The sequence below is a fragment of the Clostridium sp. genome, assembly GCF_051654825.1.
In the GTDB taxonomy this organism is placed as follows: Bacteria; Bacillota; Clostridia; order Clostridiales; family Clostridiaceae; genus Clostridium.
In genome coordinates this window covers 12181-31542 of sequence record NZ_JBOFYU010000115.1, presented here as the reverse complement: position 1 = coordinate 31542, position 19362 = coordinate 12181, and the positions used below count along the sequence as shown (strand labels likewise).

At 28.4% G+C, this 19362-nt stretch carries 14 protein-coding genes and 1 riboswitch; all 14 genes read left to right on the top strand.

The window, feature by feature from the left end:
* The coding region (gene pilM / locus ACRDBA_RS07100) for a pilus assembly protein PilM (protein WP_438572228.1) at window positions 1-313 on the top strand (313 nt) is incomplete at its 5' end.
* A 16-nt stretch (window positions 314-329) separates the two neighbouring features.
* Window positions 330-893: a PilN domain-containing protein gene (locus ACRDBA_RS07095; RefSeq protein ID WP_438572227.1), complete on the top strand. Its 564-nt coding sequence runs from the start codon at window positions 330-332 to the stop codon at window positions 891-893.
* A gap of 1 nt (window position 894) precedes the next feature.
* A complete protein-coding gene (locus ACRDBA_RS07090; protein ID WP_438572226.1) occupies window positions 895-2130 on the top strand; it encodes a hypothetical protein in 1236 nt (411 codons plus the stop codon).
* Window positions 2131-2138: 8 nt separating this feature from the next.
* The gene (locus ACRDBA_RS07085; RefSeq protein ID WP_438572225.1) at window positions 2139-3008 is read left to right on the top strand and encodes a hypothetical protein; all 870 of its coding nucleotides are present in this window, start codon (window positions 2139-2141) and stop codon (window positions 3006-3008) included.
* 44 nt (window positions 3009-3052) lie between these two features.
* Window positions 3053-5218, top strand: coding sequence for a hypothetical protein (locus ACRDBA_RS07080; RefSeq protein ID WP_438572224.1), 2166 nt, complete (start codon window positions 3053-3055; stop codon window positions 5216-5218).
* 11 nt (window positions 5219-5229) lie between these two features.
* A complete protein-coding gene (locus tag ACRDBA_RS07075; RefSeq protein WP_438572223.1) occupies window positions 5230-5841 on the top strand; it encodes a type II secretion system protein in 612 nt (203 codons plus the stop codon).
* A 50-nt stretch (window positions 5842-5891) separates the two neighbouring features.
* The gene (locus ACRDBA_RS07070) at window positions 5892-9263 is read left to right on the top strand and encodes a VWA domain-containing protein (RefSeq protein WP_438572222.1); all 3372 of its coding nucleotides are present in this window, start codon (window positions 5892-5894) and stop codon (window positions 9261-9263) included.
* Window positions 9264-9475: 212 nt separating this feature from the next.
* Window positions 9476-9573: riboswitch (purine riboswitch) on the top strand.
* Window positions 9574-9725: 152 nt separating this feature from the next.
* Window positions 9726-11177, top strand: coding sequence for an IMP dehydrogenase (guaB, locus tag ACRDBA_RS07065; RefSeq protein WP_438572221.1), 1452 nt, complete (start codon window positions 9726-9728; stop codon window positions 11175-11177).
* Window positions 11178-11343: 166 nt separating this feature from the next.
* Entirely contained in the window at window positions 11344-12876 is a 1533-nt protein-coding gene (guaA, locus tag ACRDBA_RS07060; protein WP_438572220.1) for a glutamine-hydrolyzing GMP synthase, read from the top strand.
* A gap of 190 nt (window positions 12877-13066) precedes the next feature.
* A complete protein-coding gene (locus tag ACRDBA_RS07055; RefSeq protein WP_438572219.1) occupies window positions 13067-14299 on the top strand; it encodes an ammonium transporter in 1233 nt (410 codons plus the stop codon).
* Between the two features lie 95 nt (window positions 14300-14394).
* Window positions 14395-15150, top strand: a complete 756-nt coding sequence (locus ACRDBA_RS07050; protein ID WP_438572229.1) for a glycosyltransferase — start codon at window positions 14395-14397, stop codon at window positions 15148-15150.
* 197 nt (window positions 15151-15347) lie between these two features.
* Complete coding sequence (locus ACRDBA_RS07045; protein WP_438572218.1) at window positions 15348-16700, top strand: glucose-6-phosphate isomerase; 1353 nt, start codon at window positions 15348-15350, stop codon at window positions 16698-16700.
* Complete coding sequence (locus tag ACRDBA_RS07040) at window positions 16700-17143, top strand: YaiI/YqxD family protein (protein ID WP_438572217.1); 444 nt, start codon at window positions 16700-16702, stop codon at window positions 17141-17143. The genes ACRDBA_RS07045 and ACRDBA_RS07040 overlap by 1 nt, the downstream gene beginning before the upstream one ends.
* Before the next feature lie 143 nt (window positions 17144-17286).
* Window positions 17287-19308, top strand: a complete 2022-nt coding sequence (locus tag ACRDBA_RS07035) for a triple tyrosine motif-containing protein (RefSeq protein ID WP_438572216.1) — start codon at window positions 17287-17289, stop codon at window positions 19306-19308.
* Window positions 19309-19362 lie beyond the last annotated feature (54 nt).

Sequence of the window (19362 nt, the reverse complement as noted above, 5' to 3'; positions counted from 1 at the left end):
AGATTTATTAGATTTAGATAACAACATTGAGTTTAATAATGAAGTAAGAAATATCGTAGATGAAATGTTAGAGGAATTAGGAAGAGTACTACAATTCTACAAAAATAAAACTGTAGGAAATAAGATAGATAAAATTTATATATATGGTGGGTTAGCTGAGTTAACTGGATTAGATAAGTATTTATCTAATAATTTAAAAATAAACACAGAAAAAATAAATACATTAGGTAATGTTGATATTACAAATAAAGAAATATTAAATGAATCAATAACATCATATATAAATGTTATTGGATCAATAATAAGACTGTAGTAAGGGGGATTATTAAATGAAGTTTAGAGATATTAACTTTTTTATCCCTTATCAAGGTAGAAAAAAAGAAACAAAAAATAGAAAAATAGAAATATATGTAGTAGTAGGTATTTTAGGAATATTTATATTTGGAACATTACTTTGGAATTCAATTTCTATAGTTAAGTTAAAAAAAGATATTACTAGATATACTGAAGAATTAAATGCACCTGAAATACAACAAAAGGCTAAAGAAGCAGATGAAATAAATAATAAGATAACTTTACTAAATGAATATTCGAAAGGATTAACTAAAGTAACAGATGCAATAATATCAAGAGATGTAGTTTCAGTAGAAATTTTAGATAAATTAAGTTCTACTTTACCAACTGATGTTAATTTTAAGAGTATAAATATAGTAAAAGGAAATATAACTATTCAAGCACTTTCTAAAAGCAGAGAAGCAATAGGTGAAGTTCTGCATAATATTAAAAAATTAGATATTATAGAGGATGCTACAATAAGTTCTATAAATAGTGATAATGCGGTAGAGGGAGAATATTCTTTTGATATTAACTGTGTTTTAAGGAGTGTCGAATAGAATGGAAATGAGCAAAAGAGAAAAGACACTATTAGGAGTGTTAGGTGTTGTATTAATATGTGTAGTTTACTATCAATTTATATATACAAATCAAGTGAAAAAGGTTGAAAAATTAACAACAGAAAGAAATGAAATAGAATATAACTATAATGAAGTTGTGAAAACAATAAATAACATAGAAAAAAGAAAAGAAGAAATAAAAATACTAAATGCTAAGGTTTTAGATAAGTCAAATATTTTTTATCCAGAATTAATACAAGAAAAAATTATATTAGAACTAGATTCACTTTTATCAGGAAGCTTATTAAAAGGAAGTTTAAATTTTTCTAATATTTCAATTCAGCCTATCGAAATTCTAAAGTCAGAACAAGTTATTAAAGGAGAAAGTTCATTTAAGCCTTTAGTAGATGCATATGAGAATAATAAGACTAAGAATGAAAATATCAACAATTCATCTACAAATGCTGTTGATAAAAGTGAATCAGATGTGGATAAAGATTTAATTGAAGCGACACAAGAAACAGTTCAACAATTGCAAGTTACATTAAACTTTAATGGAACATATGAAGCTTTAAAAACTTTTATCAAGAGAGTAGAGAGAAATGGAAGCAAGATTGTAATTAACAATTTAACAGTAGGTCAAAATACATTAATTGATGTAAGTGGATCTATGGTGTTAGAATTTTATGCTGTTCCTAAAATTGTAGAAAGCTATGATGATTATTTAGAATGGACATTAAAAAATACTTATGGGAAAGATACTCCATTTAGTACATCCCCTGCAAAAGAAAGGACTGTATCTTCACAAGATAATTCTAGTGATTTTGTTATGATGGTTAAATCCTTAAGCTCAGATTTACCAACTATTACATTAGGCAGAAAAAAGGATGAAACTAGAGAAAGTTATATTTATTCAGATAGTAGTTCAGTTCAAGATGTAGAAGTATTATTAACTGAAAAGGATGGAAAGTACTATTGCAAATATAGAGTTGGAAATAGTAAGCATCCAAGTGAATATACTTCATTAGGAGAAGTATTTAATCCAAACTCAGAGAACATATTAATAGAAATAACTAGTGAAGCTAGAATAAACGATAAAGATGCTACAGGAGCTAAAGTTAAAATATTAAATGATACAAATAAGCTGGTTGATGTAGTGATTAAATCAGATGATAAGGATAAACCAAGAGTAAGTATTATAGCTGAAGGAAATCCGATAAATGTAACAAATAAGTAGGTGATTGTGTGAAAATAAATCACAAAAAAAAGGCTATTACATTAATAGAAACAATAATAAGTCTTGCTTTGATTATGGTATTGATTATTCCTATATCTTCTATGGTAATGGGAGTTATAAATACAGGGAGGAATAGTGAAAACAAGCAAAAAGCTATTACATTAGGACAGCAAATAACAGAAGAAATAAAAGCCTTAAATTCAATAGAAATTATAGATACACAAGGTGAGAAGTACATTAATCTTTTAAATGGCAAATTAGATCTAGTAGAAAAAGATAGTAGCTTTTATAAATTTGCAGGAGAAAATTACAATGATTCTAGATTTAACTTAGAAGTATATTTTAATAAAAATATAGAACAAAATAGCCAAGAGACAAGAAAAGATATAGAAGAGTTAAAAGTAGAATATGATAATAGTTCTTTAGTATTAAAAGATAAGAATGAAAGAAAACTACCATTATTTGACAAGTTAACGATTGAGGTAAAAGAAGAAAATAATAAAAGAGAAATTACATTTCATTCAGGAGATAAGGAAAGTGGAAGCAAATTTATAATAGAGGTAGATGAAAAAAGGAAGATAGCAATTAAGTTTGCTGAAAATCTTAATAGGCCTATGAATATTGATATTTATAATGATGGAGAAGAATCATTTGATTTATATGTGATGAAACATAAAGATTCTACTATAGATATCAATATAAATACTATTGAAGGAATTGTAAGAAATTATAAAAGTACTTATAGTCATTCAAGTGATAAAGCAAATAAAATTGGAGATTTATATGATATTGATATAAAGGTTATTAAAAATAATGAAAATATTTTTATAAATGATTTTAAGCATAACATAATTTTAAAAAGTGATAGATTAGACTAATATATTTAGTTGATTCAAAGGGATGGTTAATAGGAGGTGATATCATGAAAAAGAAAGGTTCTACATTAATTACTGTTGTTATTATGAGTGCATTACTATTTACAGTTGGAGGGGCTATGATAACAATGATAACTTCAGATTATAAGCTTAGGATAACGGAAAGTAAAAGGCTACAAAATTTATATGGAGCTGAAAGTGGAATTGATATTGCATATAACATAATAATTAAAACATTTAATGTAGCAGTTAAAGAAGGAAATAAGGTTGTAGAAGATAAGTATAATGAAATTCAAAATAATAGTGAGTTAAGTAGTAATTCTGAATATATAATAAATACTCTAAATAAAGAGTTTGAAGATAAATTTAAAGATATCATATCAAAGGAATTAAAGGTTTCTATTGAAGAGGGAAAGTATGTAACTAACACTTCTATACCAGCTGATTCATTATCAGAAGGTAGATATACAAAGGTAGATTTCAATTTACCAGATGGAAAAAAGCCTAACTTATTAGCTCGTATAGATTTTAGTGAAGAGGAAGACAGATTTAATATTGAAGTTATATCTGATATTATTTCGCAAGAAAATGATAAAACCTTAAGAACTGTTAGTGCTAAATATAAATTGTTAATACCAGAGTATTCAGGATTTTATGAAGAAAACAAGCAAATAGCTAAATATCCTATATGGACTAATAAAGTAATAAATATTGATGGTGATATGAAAGTTTGGGGAAATGTTGAAGTAAACGGGGATGTTTCTGTTTATGGAAAAGAAAGTGATATAGAAAAAAATAGTGTTGTTTATGATAAGTATAAGGGTGGAATATCACTTGAAAATAATGAGAAAATAAATGATTCAACTAATATTGATTTTAATGGAAATATAATTACATCTAAAAGTTTAAGTATTAGAGATGGAGCAAAAGCTGTAGTTAATGGGAATGTTTATTCATCAAATGTGTATATTGGAGAAGAAAAATTTGGTGGTAATCAAGGGTTAAATAGAGAATTAATAATAAACGGGGACGTTATAGTAAATAATGATTTAGCTTTAAATGCTAAAAGGAGTACAGTTAGTATTAGAGATTTTTATGGAATAAATGATATTACAACAGATACAGTTTTAGATAAAAAAGCAAGAAAATCTAGTTCTATATTAGTAAATGAAAATGAAGATTCTCAGCTTAAGATAAAGAATAGTGCTTATATAATGGGAGTTGGATACATAGATACTAAGGGTGAAAATGGAAGTTATGGAACAGGAGAATCCATAGCTGTTAAGGGGAACTACATAGCTTATTCAAACTTAATCGAAAATAATGATAAGTATAATAAGGAAAATGTTAAATTTGAATATTATCAACCATTACAATTAGTAGAAGGATTTGTTGATGGAGTAAATGATGAGTTTTCAAAAAGTGAATATTTTAAGGCTTATTCAGAAACAAATATAGATAAATTGAAAAATGGAGGAATAATATTACCTAAGATTACTTATGCGGCAGGAGCAATAGTAGGAAAAGACAATCAGACTAATCAAGAAGTATTAGTAAAGATAAATCCAGTTACTCCTGATGCCTATAATGAAATACTAAATAAAAGAGCTAGTTATGCAAATGAGGTTTATAAAATGGGAAGCTTAAGCAAAAGTAACGAAAATGATATAAGTAATTTGGTGGAAATATACAATAATCCGATTGACATAATGACTATAGCTAGTGAAGTAGATTTTAATAAAATGAATAATTATGTATCACCTAATAATGAAAAAGAAAAACTAATACTAAATAATAATCCAAATAAAACTATTGTAATTGTAGGCCAAGATGGAAATGATAGCGAGTATATGGACAAAGATAAATATATTATATTAAACGCAAAAGTAAATAAGGATATTAATGCACTTATTATTACAGCTGGTGATGTAATAATAACAGGTGAAGTTGAACTAAGAGGAAATATAATTGCTAAAAATGACTTGTTTGTTGAAGGAATTAATAAGTCTGGAAGAAAAGTTAAATTATCTTATGATGAAAGAATAACAACAGGAATAACATCAAGGCATTATGAAAAGTTAAAGGATGTTATTAAGGTATCGGAATCTAATGGAGAAATTAATCAAGAAACTATAAAAATTGATGAATCTCTTGCAATAGAGCAGGATATTAATAATTATTTAGAAACCGGTATATGGAAAATAGTTAAATAACGAGGTGGAATATGAAAAAAAGTAAAGATGCAATGACATTACTAGAAGTTATTATAGCTTTAGGATTAACGGCATTAATATTTTCTGTTATTTATCCAATTTTCTTTTCAAATAACAAAATATTATCTAGTGCAGATATAAAGTCAAATCTTCAAACAGAGGGCAAATCAATAGAAGAAAGGCTATCTAATATAGGTATGCAATCCATTGGTATAAATGGATTGACGGTAAATGGATCAAATTACATTGAATTAAATAATTCTAATATATTAATGAATAAGGCAACATATAAGCAGTTAAAAAGCAAAGGAATTATGAATTCAGAAAATGAAATAAATATAGAAGAGGTTTCTTTAGACTCCTATGATAAAGATGAAAACGTAATTAAATATAGATTTATTTATGATAAAAGTAGTAATGTATTTAAATTGATTTATGAAAATGAAGAAATAGTTTTGTCAAAAAATGTTATTTCATTTAAAGTTAAGCCTGTGATTACAGATGAGGAGCTAACTTTAGAAAAGGCTAATTCCGTAGAATTTATAATAGATTTAGCAAAGAAAAAGGGATATAGCAACGGTGAATATAAGGTATTAACTATAATTAATTTCAGAAATAAATAAATATAAGACACTTTCATATCAGTAATAATACGAAGGAAAAGGAGGAAAGGGTGAAGAAGTTTAGTAAAGTTAACAAAGGAAAAATAAAAAAGATAGGAAGCTTAACATTAGCTATTATCTTAGTATTAGGATTGATATTAGTTCCAAGCAATATAGCTATGGCGGATGATATTAAACCACAAATAGATGTTAATTTTTTAGGTATAAGTCCTAAAAATCCTATGCAAGGTCAAGAAATAGAAGTTACTTATGAAATACTACCACATCCATTTCAACATAATGTTTCAAAGCCTAAGGAAATAGTATTAGTATTAGATGGCTCTGGTAGTATGGAGGGAACAAGGCTTACTAATTTAAAAAAAGCTGCTATTGCATTTATTGATAGATTAAAAAATGTAGATAATTTAAAAGTTGGAATTGTAGTTTACTCAAGTGAAGCAACCATAAATCCAATTAAGTATTTAGGAAGCAAAACAGTATCAAATATAAGTGGAAATAGGCATAGTGTTCCTAATTATTCGTCTATTAGTGATGAGTATTTAATTGATATAAAAGATAGCCGTTTAAATACTATGATAAATAATATTAGAGCTTTAGGTGGAACTAATACAGGTGAGGGTTTAAGAAAGGCAGAGTATTTATTAAGTAAGGGAGATAAACAGGCTAATAAAAGTATAGTGTTTATGTCAGATGGATTACCAACTTTTTATTCAGTAAACTCAAAAAACAATACTAATTATTACACTAAAATAGATAATAATAATCCAGCTATTGCAGGTACAGGAAGTGAATCAAGTAATAGCGGTGTAAATAGCTCTACTAATTATGCAACAACTATAGGTAATATTATAAAAGAGAGTAATTACAATATTTTTTCAATTGGATATGGTTTAGGTAACTCAACAAGTACTGGTAATAAAAAGATGCAAGAAATACATAAATCAATGGGGGGAGTAGTTAACTTACAAAATCCTAATGATTCAAACAATACATTTTTTGCAAGTGATGAAGGGGCTATAGATAGCATATTTAATAAGATTGCAGACAAGCTACAGCAACAATATTCATTTAATGATGCAAACTTACAAATAAATTTAGGTGATAGTTTTACAGCTACTGAAGGGTTTGAAGTATCAGGTGTTGGTGGATCAATTATTAAAGTTCCTCCAATAATATATAATTTAACTAAGGTTGACGGAGTAGATACTTATATGGCAGATCCAATTATTATAAAATTTAAAATAAGAGCTAATAAGGTAGGAGAGTATCCTTTATTTAATTCGGATAGCAAGTTGCAATATACAGATATAAATGGAAATAAGGTAAGTGTTGATTTAGAAAATCCTATGATAAATGTAAAGGAATTTACTGTAGAAGATTCTAAAAAGCTACAAGTGGATTTTTATCCTGAAAAAAATGGCTATTTAATAGGTGATAAAGCAAATGTAATAGTAAACTTTATACATCCTGGAACTAATGGAATAACATTTAATAATGCTATATTTGATATTACTGAAGGAATTCCTTCAGTTTTAGATATTCAAGGCAGTAGTCCGATATTAGAGTTTGGTACTATTGGAGCTGATAATCCAAAACAACAATATAATTTTAATATTCTTGATATAAATGAAGTAAATACTTCAGAAGCTACTAGTTATGATTTAAATGGTAAATATTCATATTCAATAAATCAAGGAAATAGTGCTGCAAATATTGAAGAAAATGATTTAGCAACAATTAATGTTAAAAGAGGGAGCGTAAGAGTAAAGGTTATAGATACTAAGGGAAATATAATTTCAAATAATATAGAAGTTGAATTAAAGGGTAATTCTATTAATCAAACCTTAAGTGGAGATAATAGTAGTGAATTAATCTTTGATGGAATTCCTACAGGGAATTATGAAATGAAGCTTACGCAAGTTCCAACTGGATATGAGCCAGTAGAAGGTAATTCAACAGTATTTCTTTTAGATTATAATAATAACCTTGTTGAATATACATTTATTCTTGAAGGTAGTAGTGAAGAGGTTAGTATTAGTGTATCAGATTCTTCAGGAACATTAGAAAAGCAATACAATACTTCAAATAATTCAAAGGAGTATTTTATCAAAGATAATTGGAATGAAGATTATAAACTATACGGTACTTCGGATGTTGAATTTAACTTTAGAGGAAATGATTATAGTAAATTAAGATATAGATTTATAAATATAGATAATGAACTAGGAAATACCCAGTGGAAGATTATTGATAACAAGACTAGTGATGTTAATTTAAAAGATAAAGAAAGCTTTATTAATAAGATTTTAAATTTAAATCCATTTAAAAGCAATGAACCGATTGAAGTTGACAATGATACATTTTTAGAAGGAAATAGAGATAGTTTTCCATCAGTTTCTGGAAGATATGTAATAGAATATGAAGTTGGAAAAGAAGAGAATAAGAACTTCATTAAGATAGACTCAGGAAAATTTGGGTATTTTATAATAGAAGATAGATTTATATTAGAGAAAAATATTCTTAAAAATGGTGAAAAAATTACAGCTGTTGAAATAGGTGAGAAGATAGAAGTAGAGTATAATATTACTCCGAAAAATATCAAGTTAAGAGAGCTTTACAAAGGAAAAGAAAGCAATTTAACAGATGATAAAATAGCTGAGAATATAAATATCTTAAAAGCGGTTATCAGAGATGAATCTAGTAGCTGGCTCAAATTTAATGATGCAAATACCATATTGAAGGAGTTAGATGATATAACATATACTATAAATAAATCAGGAAATAAAAATGATTGGGTATATGAATCAAAGCCGATTACTGTTAAATTACAAGCTGAAGTAATAGCTAAAAAAAATGAGGAAGATTCTAAAGCTGTGATTGTATATAATGATGTTTCATTAAAGGAGAATAGAGTTTTAAAAGAACAAAAATTTAATAGTGTTAAATTAGAAATATCAGATAGAAGTGAAATAGTAAAACATGGTTTATATATAAATAATGATATTAGTGATAATACTGGAGTAGGTGAAACAAACACAGTTATATCAGTTAAAGATATGAATTATACAGCTGGAGTAGTATTTAATGCAATAGCACCTAGAACATCTATCGATATAAAAATACCAACTGGATTAATGATTTATAAAGGCAATGTATATCTATATGAAGTTAGTGAAGAAAATGGGGATATAAAAAAATATTTAAAGGCACATTTAACTGGTGATTTTGTAAGCGATAATAAAATAACTACAAAAACATCAAATGAAGAAATAAAATTAGATAAGGGTAAAACGTATGTAATTTTATATAGTGTAAATAAAATATCTAATTCAAATTCTCAGGTAGAGGCTATTTTAAATAATGGAAGCAAAAAAAATCTTATATTTAAAGTAGATCAAGAAGGATTACCGGAGTTATTTTAATTTAAAAACATAATATATTTTAAAATATAAAATAAGCAATAGGTGTTGATATATTTTAATTAACACCTATTTTTTTTCATATATTTTAAATAACATCATATTTATTATTATAATCACGAACATTGTAATATGAAAGATAAAAAATATTTGCAATAATAGTTGCAAAGTTATTGACAAGGGTGCCCCCTTGAACTATAATAATTTTAAATTAAAAAATGTCGAAAATTAATGCTCGTATATCCCCTGAATATGGCAGGAAGTATCTACCGGAAACCGTAAATTTCCGACTATGAGATTGGTATAGGTATAAGTGTATCTATATTACTTAGAGGTAGAGCATATTAATTTCATTAGGGATTAATATGTCTTTTTTTATACTCAAAATTAATTTCAAAAAGAATAAGAAATTTCAGAATATAAATAAAATGCAAGAAAGCATTCATAAAATGGAGGAAAAAAGATATGGCTAAAATAATTAAAACTGCGTATACATTTGATGATGTATTATTAGTACCTAACAAATCAGAAATACTACCACACGAGGTAAGTTTAAAAACTCAGTTAACAAAGAAAATAACTTTAAATATCCCTTTAATGAGTGCAAGTATGGATACTGTTACTGAATCAAAGATGGCTATTGCTATGGCAAGAGAAGGTGGAATAGGAATAATCCACAAAAACATGACTATAGAAGAACAAGCTAAAGAAGTTGATAGAGTAAAAAGGCAAGAAAATGGAATAATAACAGATCCAATATTCTTAGCAGAAAACCATACTGTAAGAGAAGCATTAGAATTAATGGCTCAATATAGAATTTCAGGAGTTCCTGTAACAAGAGGAGAACAGTTAGTTGGAATAATTACTAATAGAGACATCGTATTTGAAACAAATTACGATAAGTTAGTTTCAGAAGTAATGACTAAGAGCCCATTAGTAACTTCAAAGGAAGGAACTACTTTAGAACAAGCATTAGAAATATTAAAGAAGCACAAAATAGAAAAGTTACCTTTAGTTGATGATGAAAACAACTTAAAAGGTCTTATAACTATTAAAGATATAGAAAAAGCAAAGGCTTATCCAAATGCAGCAAAAGATGAAAAGGGTAGATTATTATGTGGAGCATCAGTTGGTATAACTAAAGATATGATGGAAAGAGTTGATGCTTTAGTTAAAGCTAACGTTGATGTAATAACTTTAGATACAGCTCATGGACATTCAAAAGGTGTTATGGATGGAGTTAGAACAATAAAGGCTAAATATCCAGATCTTCAAATAATAGCTGGAAACATTGCAACTGCAGAAGCTACAAGAGATTTAATAGAAGCAGGAGCAGATTGTGTTAAAGTTGGTATAGGACCAGGATCAATTTGTACTACAAGAGTAGTTGCAGGTGTTGGAGTTCCTCAATTAACAGCAGTTATGGATTGTGCAGAAGAAGGAAAGAAATACGGAGTTCCTGTAATAGCTGATGGTGGATTAAAATACTCAGGAGATATAGTTAAAGCATTAGCAGGAGGAGCTGCTGTAGCTATGATGGGTTCAATGTTTGCTGGTTGTGAAGAAGCACCAGGGGAAATGGAAATATACCAAGGAAGAAGCTACAAAGTTTACAGAGGAATGGGATCACTTGGAGCTATGGAAAAAGGATCAAGTGATAGATACTTCCAAAACGGAACTAAGAAGTTTGTACCAGAAGGTGTTGAAGGAAGAGTTGCATATAAGGGATCAGTTACAGATACTATATACCAATTAATTGGTGGAATTAGATCAGGAATGGGTTACCTTGGGGCATCTACTTTAGATAAATTATATGAAACTGCAGGATTTGTAGTTCAAACATCATCAGGAATAAGAGAGTCACACCCTCATGATATAAACATTACAAAAGAAGCACCAAACTATAGCGTTAAATAATTAATAGGGATTTAGTATAGTGGCAAGTAATTTATATTTATCATATGATTATTTGCTACTATAAGAAAATATAAAGACGAATACGAACAAAAAAAGACGAAAAATATTGAATTTTCGGTAATTATATTGGATAATATAATTAAAATAATGCAATTGGAGGAAGCTCATGAAAAAAGAATTAGTTTTAGTAGTTGACTTTGGTGGTCAATATAACCAATTAATAGCAAGAAGAGTAAGAGAATGTGGAGTTTATTGCGAAATAATACCTTATACATATACTATTGAAAAAATAAAAGCAAAAAATCCATCAGGAATAATATTTACAGGTGGACCAAACAGTGTTTACGGAGAAAATACACCTAAGGTAGCTGAAGGTATATTTGAATTAGGAGTTCCTGTATTAGGAATATGTTATGGAGACCAATTAATGGCTCATATGCTTGGAGGTAAGGTTGAAACTGCTCCAGTTAGAGAATACGGAAAAACTCATGTTAAATTAGATAATTCTTCAAGATTATTTAATGGTATTGAAACTGAAGAAATTTGTTGGATGAGCCACACTGATTATGTTGCAGAAGCACCAGCTGGATTTAAAATAATAGGTCATACAGATGTATGCCCAATAGCGGCTATGGAAAATGAAGAAAGAAATCTTTATGGAGTTCAATTCCACCCAGAAGTTGAACATACTCCATTTGGACAAAAAATGCTTTCAAACTTCTTACATGAAATATGTGGACTTGGAAATCAATGGACAATGGCTTCATTTGCAGAAGAAAAAATAAGTGAAATAAAAGAATTAGTTGGAGATAAAAAAGTACTTTGTGCTTTATCAGGTGGAGTTGATTCATCAGTTGCTGCTATGATGGTACATAAGGCTATTGGACACAACTTAACTTGTATATTTGTAGACCACGGTCTATTAAGAAAAGATGAAGGGGATACTGTAGAAAGAGTATTCAAGAAAGAATTCGATATGAATATTATCAGAGTTAATGCTGCTGATAGATTCTTAGGAAAACTTAAAGGTGTATCAGATCCAGAAACTAAGAGAAAAATAATAGGTGAAGAATTCATCAGAGTATTTGAAGAAGAAGCTAACAAAATAGGTCAAATAGACTACTTAGTTCAAGGAACAATTTATCCAGATATAGTTGAAAGTGGAACTGAAACTTCAGCTACAATTAAGTCTCACCACAATGTTGGAGGACTTCCAGAGGACATGAAGTTTGGATTAATAGAACCATTAAGAGAATTATTCAAGGATGAAGTTAGAGCTGTAGGAGAAGAGTTAGGAATCCCTCACAAATTAGTGTGGAGACAACCTTTCCCAGGACCAGGATTAGCTATTAGAGTTCTTGGAGAAATCACTGATGAAAAACTAGAAATAGTTAGAGAAGCAGATGCTATATTTAGAGAAGAAATAGCTAATGCAGAATTAGATGAAACTATATGGCAATACTTTGCTTGTCTTCCAAACATAAAATCAGTTGGAGTTATGGGAGATGAAAGAACTTATAGCCACACAATAGCTTTAAGAGCAGTAACTTCAAGTGATGCTATGACTTCAGAATGGGCAAGATTACCATATGAATTAATAGATTTAGTATCAAGAAGAATAGTAAATGAAGTTAAAGGTGTTAATAGAATAGTTTACGATGTAACTTCAAAACCGCCAGCAACTATTGAATGGGAATAAAATAAATTAAAATTGTAAAATAAGATTTTTTAAAGGTAGATATGAATAGGTGTATTTAATACATTTATATTATATCTACCTTTTTATTTTTAGAAATTATTTAAAATAATAAAAAAATTTATCATAATTCAAGAAATTTCATACTATAAAAGAATGATGTAGAGATTAATTTTGGTGAGGTGTAAAAAAGATGAATATTAATGGGAGTGATACTGTATTTTTAATATTTGCTACTACTTTAGTAATGCTTATGACACCTGGATTAGCATTGTTTTATAGTGGAATGGTAAGAAAGAAAAATGTATTAAGTACTACAATACACAGTTATGCAGCTATAGCAATAATTTCTATACAATGGATTTTTATAGGCTATACATTATGTTTTGGGTCAGATGTAGGTGGAATAATAGGTGATTTTAAATATTTTTTATTAAATGGAGTTGGATTTCAGCCAAATCCTGATTATGCAGCAACTATACCACATCAGTTATTTATGTTGTTTCAATTAAAGTTTGCAATTATTACTCCAGCATTAATATCTGGAGCATATGCAGAAAGAATGAGATTTCCTGCATTTTTAATATTTGTTTTGGTATGGGCAACTTTTGTATATGACCCTATAGCTCATTGGGTTTGGGGAACTGGAGGATGGTTAAAGGAATTAGGTGCATTAGATTTTGCAGGAGGAAGTGTAGTTCATTTAAGTTCAGGAGTATCAGCACTTGTAGTTGCATTAGTATTAGGAAAAAGAAAAGATATGAATTCAGCAGAACCACATAATATACCATTGACTATTTTAGGGGCAGGAATACTTTGGTTTGGATGGTTTGGATTTAATGCAGGAAGTGCATTAGCTGCAAATGATGTAGCAATAAATGCCTTTTTAACAACTAATACATCAGCGGCGGCAGCATCTTTAGCCTGGATGTTTACTGAATGGAAGGTAAAAGGAAAACCATCAGTATTAGGATTTGTTTGTGGAGCAGTAGCTGGTTTAGTAGCAATAACACCATCGGCTGGATATGTAGGTGTTATTGAATCATTAATTATTGGTGCTATAGGCGGAAGTTTATGTTTCTTTACAGTAAATATAATAAAGAAAAAAATTGGGTATGATGATGCTTTAGATGCATTTGGTTGTCACGGAATAGGAGGCATTTGGGGTGCTATAGCAACTGGTATATTTGCATCAAGTGCAGTAAATCCAGTTGCTACTAATGGATTAATATATGGAAATGCTAAGCTTTTAGTAGTTCAAATTATAGGAGTTATATCAGTTTGCCTTTATTCAGCTATTATGACATTTGTAATATTAAAAGTAATAAATAGGTTTACAAAGATTAGAGCTACTGAGGAGGAAGAATTAATAGGATTAGATATATCCATGCATGGTGAAAAAGGATATAGTCACATAAGAAAATAAAAAATATATAATAATTTTATAAAAAGGAAATATAAGAATTAATTAATAATATATTAAAATTGAGAGATTAAAAACTTGGAGGATGATAAGTGAATATGTATAAAGTTGGAATGGTTATTCCAGTATATTTAACCCAATTTATTGGGGGAACAATAGAGAGACTAAGTTCAAATCCATCAAATACTAAAGTTGTATATTGTATTGTTAATGATGGGGTGCCAGATGTAAAAGAATATTTAGAGTTAATGGAATTACCAGAGAATATGTATGTACTTAACTTACCGAAAAATAGATGTTATGCAGGAAGTAATAATGCCGGATGGAGAGATTTAATTTCAAAATATCCATATTTAGAATACTTAGGATCTTTAAATGATGATACTATATGTTTTAATTCATGGTTAGATGACATGATGGAGACTTTAGAAAGCGATAGGGATATTGCAGCGGTAGCTCCAAATGTTTTATCAGTAGGAGAAGATAATAATTTATATTATTGCCATGCTGTTTTTGAATATGGTACCGATAGAGATATGGTTATAACTAAACATAAAATTGATGAAGATGAGTATGTTAAACTTATTGGAGGTTGTTGTTTTATTACTAGGAGAGAAGCGCTAGAAAAGGTAGATTTTCTAGATGAAACCTTTAAAAATTTTTGTGAGGATGTAGATTTATCATTAAAATTTATAACATCTGGATATAAGATGGCTATAAGTGCAAAAGCTCATGTTGCTCATTATTTTGGTCCATCAAGAACAACAAGAAAGGAGCATGATGATGATATTTGTAAAGCTAGAGAGTATTTAAGAAGTAAATGGGGACAAGATTTATCTATATATAATAATTAGTAAAAGCTCCTTAGGGAGTTTTTTTATTTGATTAGAATAATGAATATATATAAGAGTCATAGTAAAAAATATAAAATAATGTGGTTTATATTTATTAATTAATAAATATAAAAAAGTGAAAAAATTAACCAAAATATGCTATAATAAATGAGGTAAAAATATTTAGTAAAATTCCAGAAAGATATGGAGGTAGTAACATGAATAAAGGTTTAAGATTAGACTTATCTAAAGTAGAACCATACGCAAAATTAAATGAATTAGACTATATGGAAGCTATGGTGAAAAGTGCACATAATGTACTTCATGAGAAAACTGGAGCAGGTAATGACTTCTTAGGGTGGTTAGACCTACCTGTTAATTACGATAAAAATGAATTTGACAGAATAAAGCAAGCTGCTGAAAAGATAAAAGGAAATTCAGAAGCATTAATAGTTATTGGTATTGGTGGTTCTTACTTAGGGCCAAGAGCTGCAATAGAAATGCTAAATAGTAATTTCTACAATGTTTTAGGAAATAAAAAGAGAAATACTCCAGCAGTATTCTTTGTAGGAAATAATATAAGTTCAACATACTTAGCTGATTTATTAGAAGCTATAGAAGGAATGGATATTAGTGTTAATGTTATATCAAAGTCAGGTACAACTACTGAACCTGCTATAGCATTTAGAGTATTTAAAGAATATATGGAAAACAAATATGGAGTTGAAGGTGCAAAGGAAAGAATATTTGCTACAACTGATAAGAGCAGAGGTGCATTAAAGTCACTTTCAAACGAAATGGGATATGAAACATTTGCTATTCCAGATGATGTTGGTGGAAGATTCTCAGTTTTAACTGCAGTAGGATTATTACCAATAGCAGTAGCAGGAATAAGTATTGATGAAATGATGCAAGGTGCTGCTGATGCAAGAGAAGCTTATGCAACAGATGACTTTAAAAACAATGATTGTTATAAGTATGCAGCAATGAGAAATGCTTTATACAATAAAGGAAAAAATGTTGAAATATTAGTAAACTATGAACCAGGATTACATTACTTCAATGAATGGTGGAAACAATTATTTGGAGAATCAGAAGGAAAAGACCAAAAGGGAATATTCCCAGCAGCTGTTGATTTCTCAACAGATTTACATTCAATGGGACAATTTATTCAAGAAGGTTCAAGAATAATGTTTGAAACTGTACTTAATGTAGAGAAAGCTAGAAAAGAAATGACTATTGAAGAAGCTGCAGGAGATTTAGATGGATTAAACTTCTTATCAGGAAAAACAATAGATTTCGTTAATAAGCAAGCATTTAAGGGAACTTTATTAGCTCATAATGATGGTGGAGTACCAAACATGGTATTAAATATTCCAGAAATGAGCCCATATTACTTTGGATATATGGTTTACTTCTTTGAAAAAGCATGTGCTATAAGTGGATACTTACTAGGTGTAAATCCATTTGATCAACCAGGAGTTGAAGCATACAAGAAAAATATGTTTGCATTACTTGGAAAGCCTGGATTTGAAGAATTAAAAGCTGAATTAGAAAGCAAGTTAAAATAATGAGAATTATTGTAGATGGAGATGCCTGCCCAGGTATCTCCATTATTGAAAATATAGCAAAGAAGTATTCATTAGAGTTAATTGTATTTTGTGATATTCATCATTATATAATGCTAGATTATGGTGAAGTAAAAGTAGTAGATAGTGGATTTCAAAGTGTTGATATGTATGTTGTTAACTGTACTAAGAAAAAAGATGTTGTAATTAGTCAAGATTACGGAGTGGCAGCTATTTGCTTGGGAAAAGGGGCGTTTGTAATAAATCCGAAGGGGTACTTGTATACTGAGGAAAATATAGATAGAATGCTTGAAGAAAGACATTTATCTCAAAAGATAAGAAGAGCTGGAGGAAGAACGTCTAATCCTAAAAAAAGAACTAAAGAAGATGATAATAGGTTAGAGAATAATTTAATAAAGGTTATTGAGTGTAACATAAGGGAATAAACTGTAGAATTATAAATTATAGTTTCTTTCTCTTTTTTTATTTCTACGACAAAATTCAGTTTGTATTTCAATATGTAAAATGTATAATATAAATAGGAAAAAAATGAGAATTGTGGGTAGGTATAAAGTAAGAGGGTGAATGTATGGGAGAAATATTAATAACATTTGACAAAGAATCCAAAGAAATTTTAAATGGTGAGATTAATATAAAAGCAATAACTGAAGTTGAAAAAGATGAAATAGAAAATACAAATGATTTAGAATACAAGTTCTTAGAAGGAACTGATGGGTTATGGAGCCCTATACAGGATTTTTCTACAAAAAACATGTGCAGATGGAAGCCTAAAGGAAGTAAAAAATATATGATAATGGTTCAAGCAAAGAATAAAAATTCTAAAAAGCCATTTGATTATTTAGGAAAAGTTGAGTATGAAATAGAAGAGGAAGAATGTGATAAATTGATAAATGATGTGATTTTAGATAAAACATTATTAGCAATAGGGGAAAAGCTATCTATAGAAGTAATAACGGATGAACTAGTATTATATAGATTTTGGATAAGCGGAAAGCAAGGTTGGGAACCTTTAAAAGATTACAGTACAGAAAATAAGTTAATATATACAGCAGTGGATTCAGGAAGCTATGAAATATTAGTTGAGTGCAAAAAGCCGGATTCCGATAATAATGTAGATGAGTTTGCTACAGTTAAATTTAATGTAGAGGATAATTTATCAGTAGAAATTATAGATTTCCAATGTTCTACAGAGGATATATTGATAGGAAAAGATTTAAGTTTTACTGTAGAGTGTAATGCTAAAGAAGGAAGAGATATTCTTTATAAATTTTTAAAAATAGATAAAACAGGAAAAGTATCGTGCCTTCAAGAATATTCAACGAGAAATACAGTTACTTTTATTGAAAAGGAAAAAGGTCAGTATAAACTTTTATGTTTAGTAAGAGATATGTTTTCTAGCAAAGATTATGACGATAGAGCATTAATATTATATGAAGTAAAGCCATATAAGGATATAAGTATAAAGAAATTTTCAGCAGATATGAACTCTCCACAACTAATAAATACAAAAATAAATTTAAATGCAGTTGTTGAGGGTGGAAATGAAATCGTATATAGATATATAATTGAAGGAACTATTGCAGAAGATACAGGGTTTATTAGAAATAACTATTTTGAATGGGAGCCTAAGGCGCAGGGTGAATATGTAATAACATTACAAGTAAAGGATATTAGTTGTGAAGATGAATATGAAGATGTTCAAACTTTAAAGTTCAAAATAGAAAAGAAATGTGATAAACCTGTAAAAATAATTGATGTAATAACTAATAAAAAAAGAAAATGTGTTATTGGGGATATAATAAATATTAAAGTAAAGGCAGAAGGTGGAACTGATTTACGATATGAATTTTTAGTTTATAAAAATGGCAAAGAAAAAGAAAGAATAGATTATGGATATAGCAATTGGACTAATTTTATTCCAGAAGAGGTTGGAGAATATGAAATTGAAGTTAGAGTTGTAGATAGATATTCTTCTAAAGAGTTTGATAGCCATAGTTTTGTGTATTTTAAAGTAAAAGAATATGCGGAAGCCGAAATAGATTATGTATTATTTTCATCTAAAGAAACATATTTAGTTGGAGATATGGTTGAAATTGAATCTATAATACAGAATTCAAAAAATGTAGTATATAGATATATCACTAAAATAAATGGACATGAAGTGGAGGATACTGGATATATAGACAGCAGAAAGTTAAGAATACGTCCAAAGTGTCCAGGAAAATATTCTTTTGAAATATACGCTAAAAATATAAAGTGTAAAGAAGATTATGACTGTAAAAAAGAATTATCTTTATATGTTCAAGAGGCGGTTGCAGTTACTAATACTAGAATAAAAATATTAGAAGATGAATTAAAGATTAATGAAGAAATAACTTTTGAAGCGAGTAGCGAAGGAGGAAAAGAAGTTTGCTATGAGTTCTTCATTATGGAAAAGGGGAATTGGACAAAAGTTCAAGAATATAGTAGGAAGAATTATTATACTTTTATGCCATTTTCAAAAGGAAAGTATAGGGTTTTAGTGTTAAGTAAAAGCTATCATAGAAAGCATAACTACGAAGATTACACTAGTATAGAATTTGAAATTTAATTATTTATGAAATTTAAAAGTGCAACTTTAATTGCACTTTTTCTTTTTTGATTA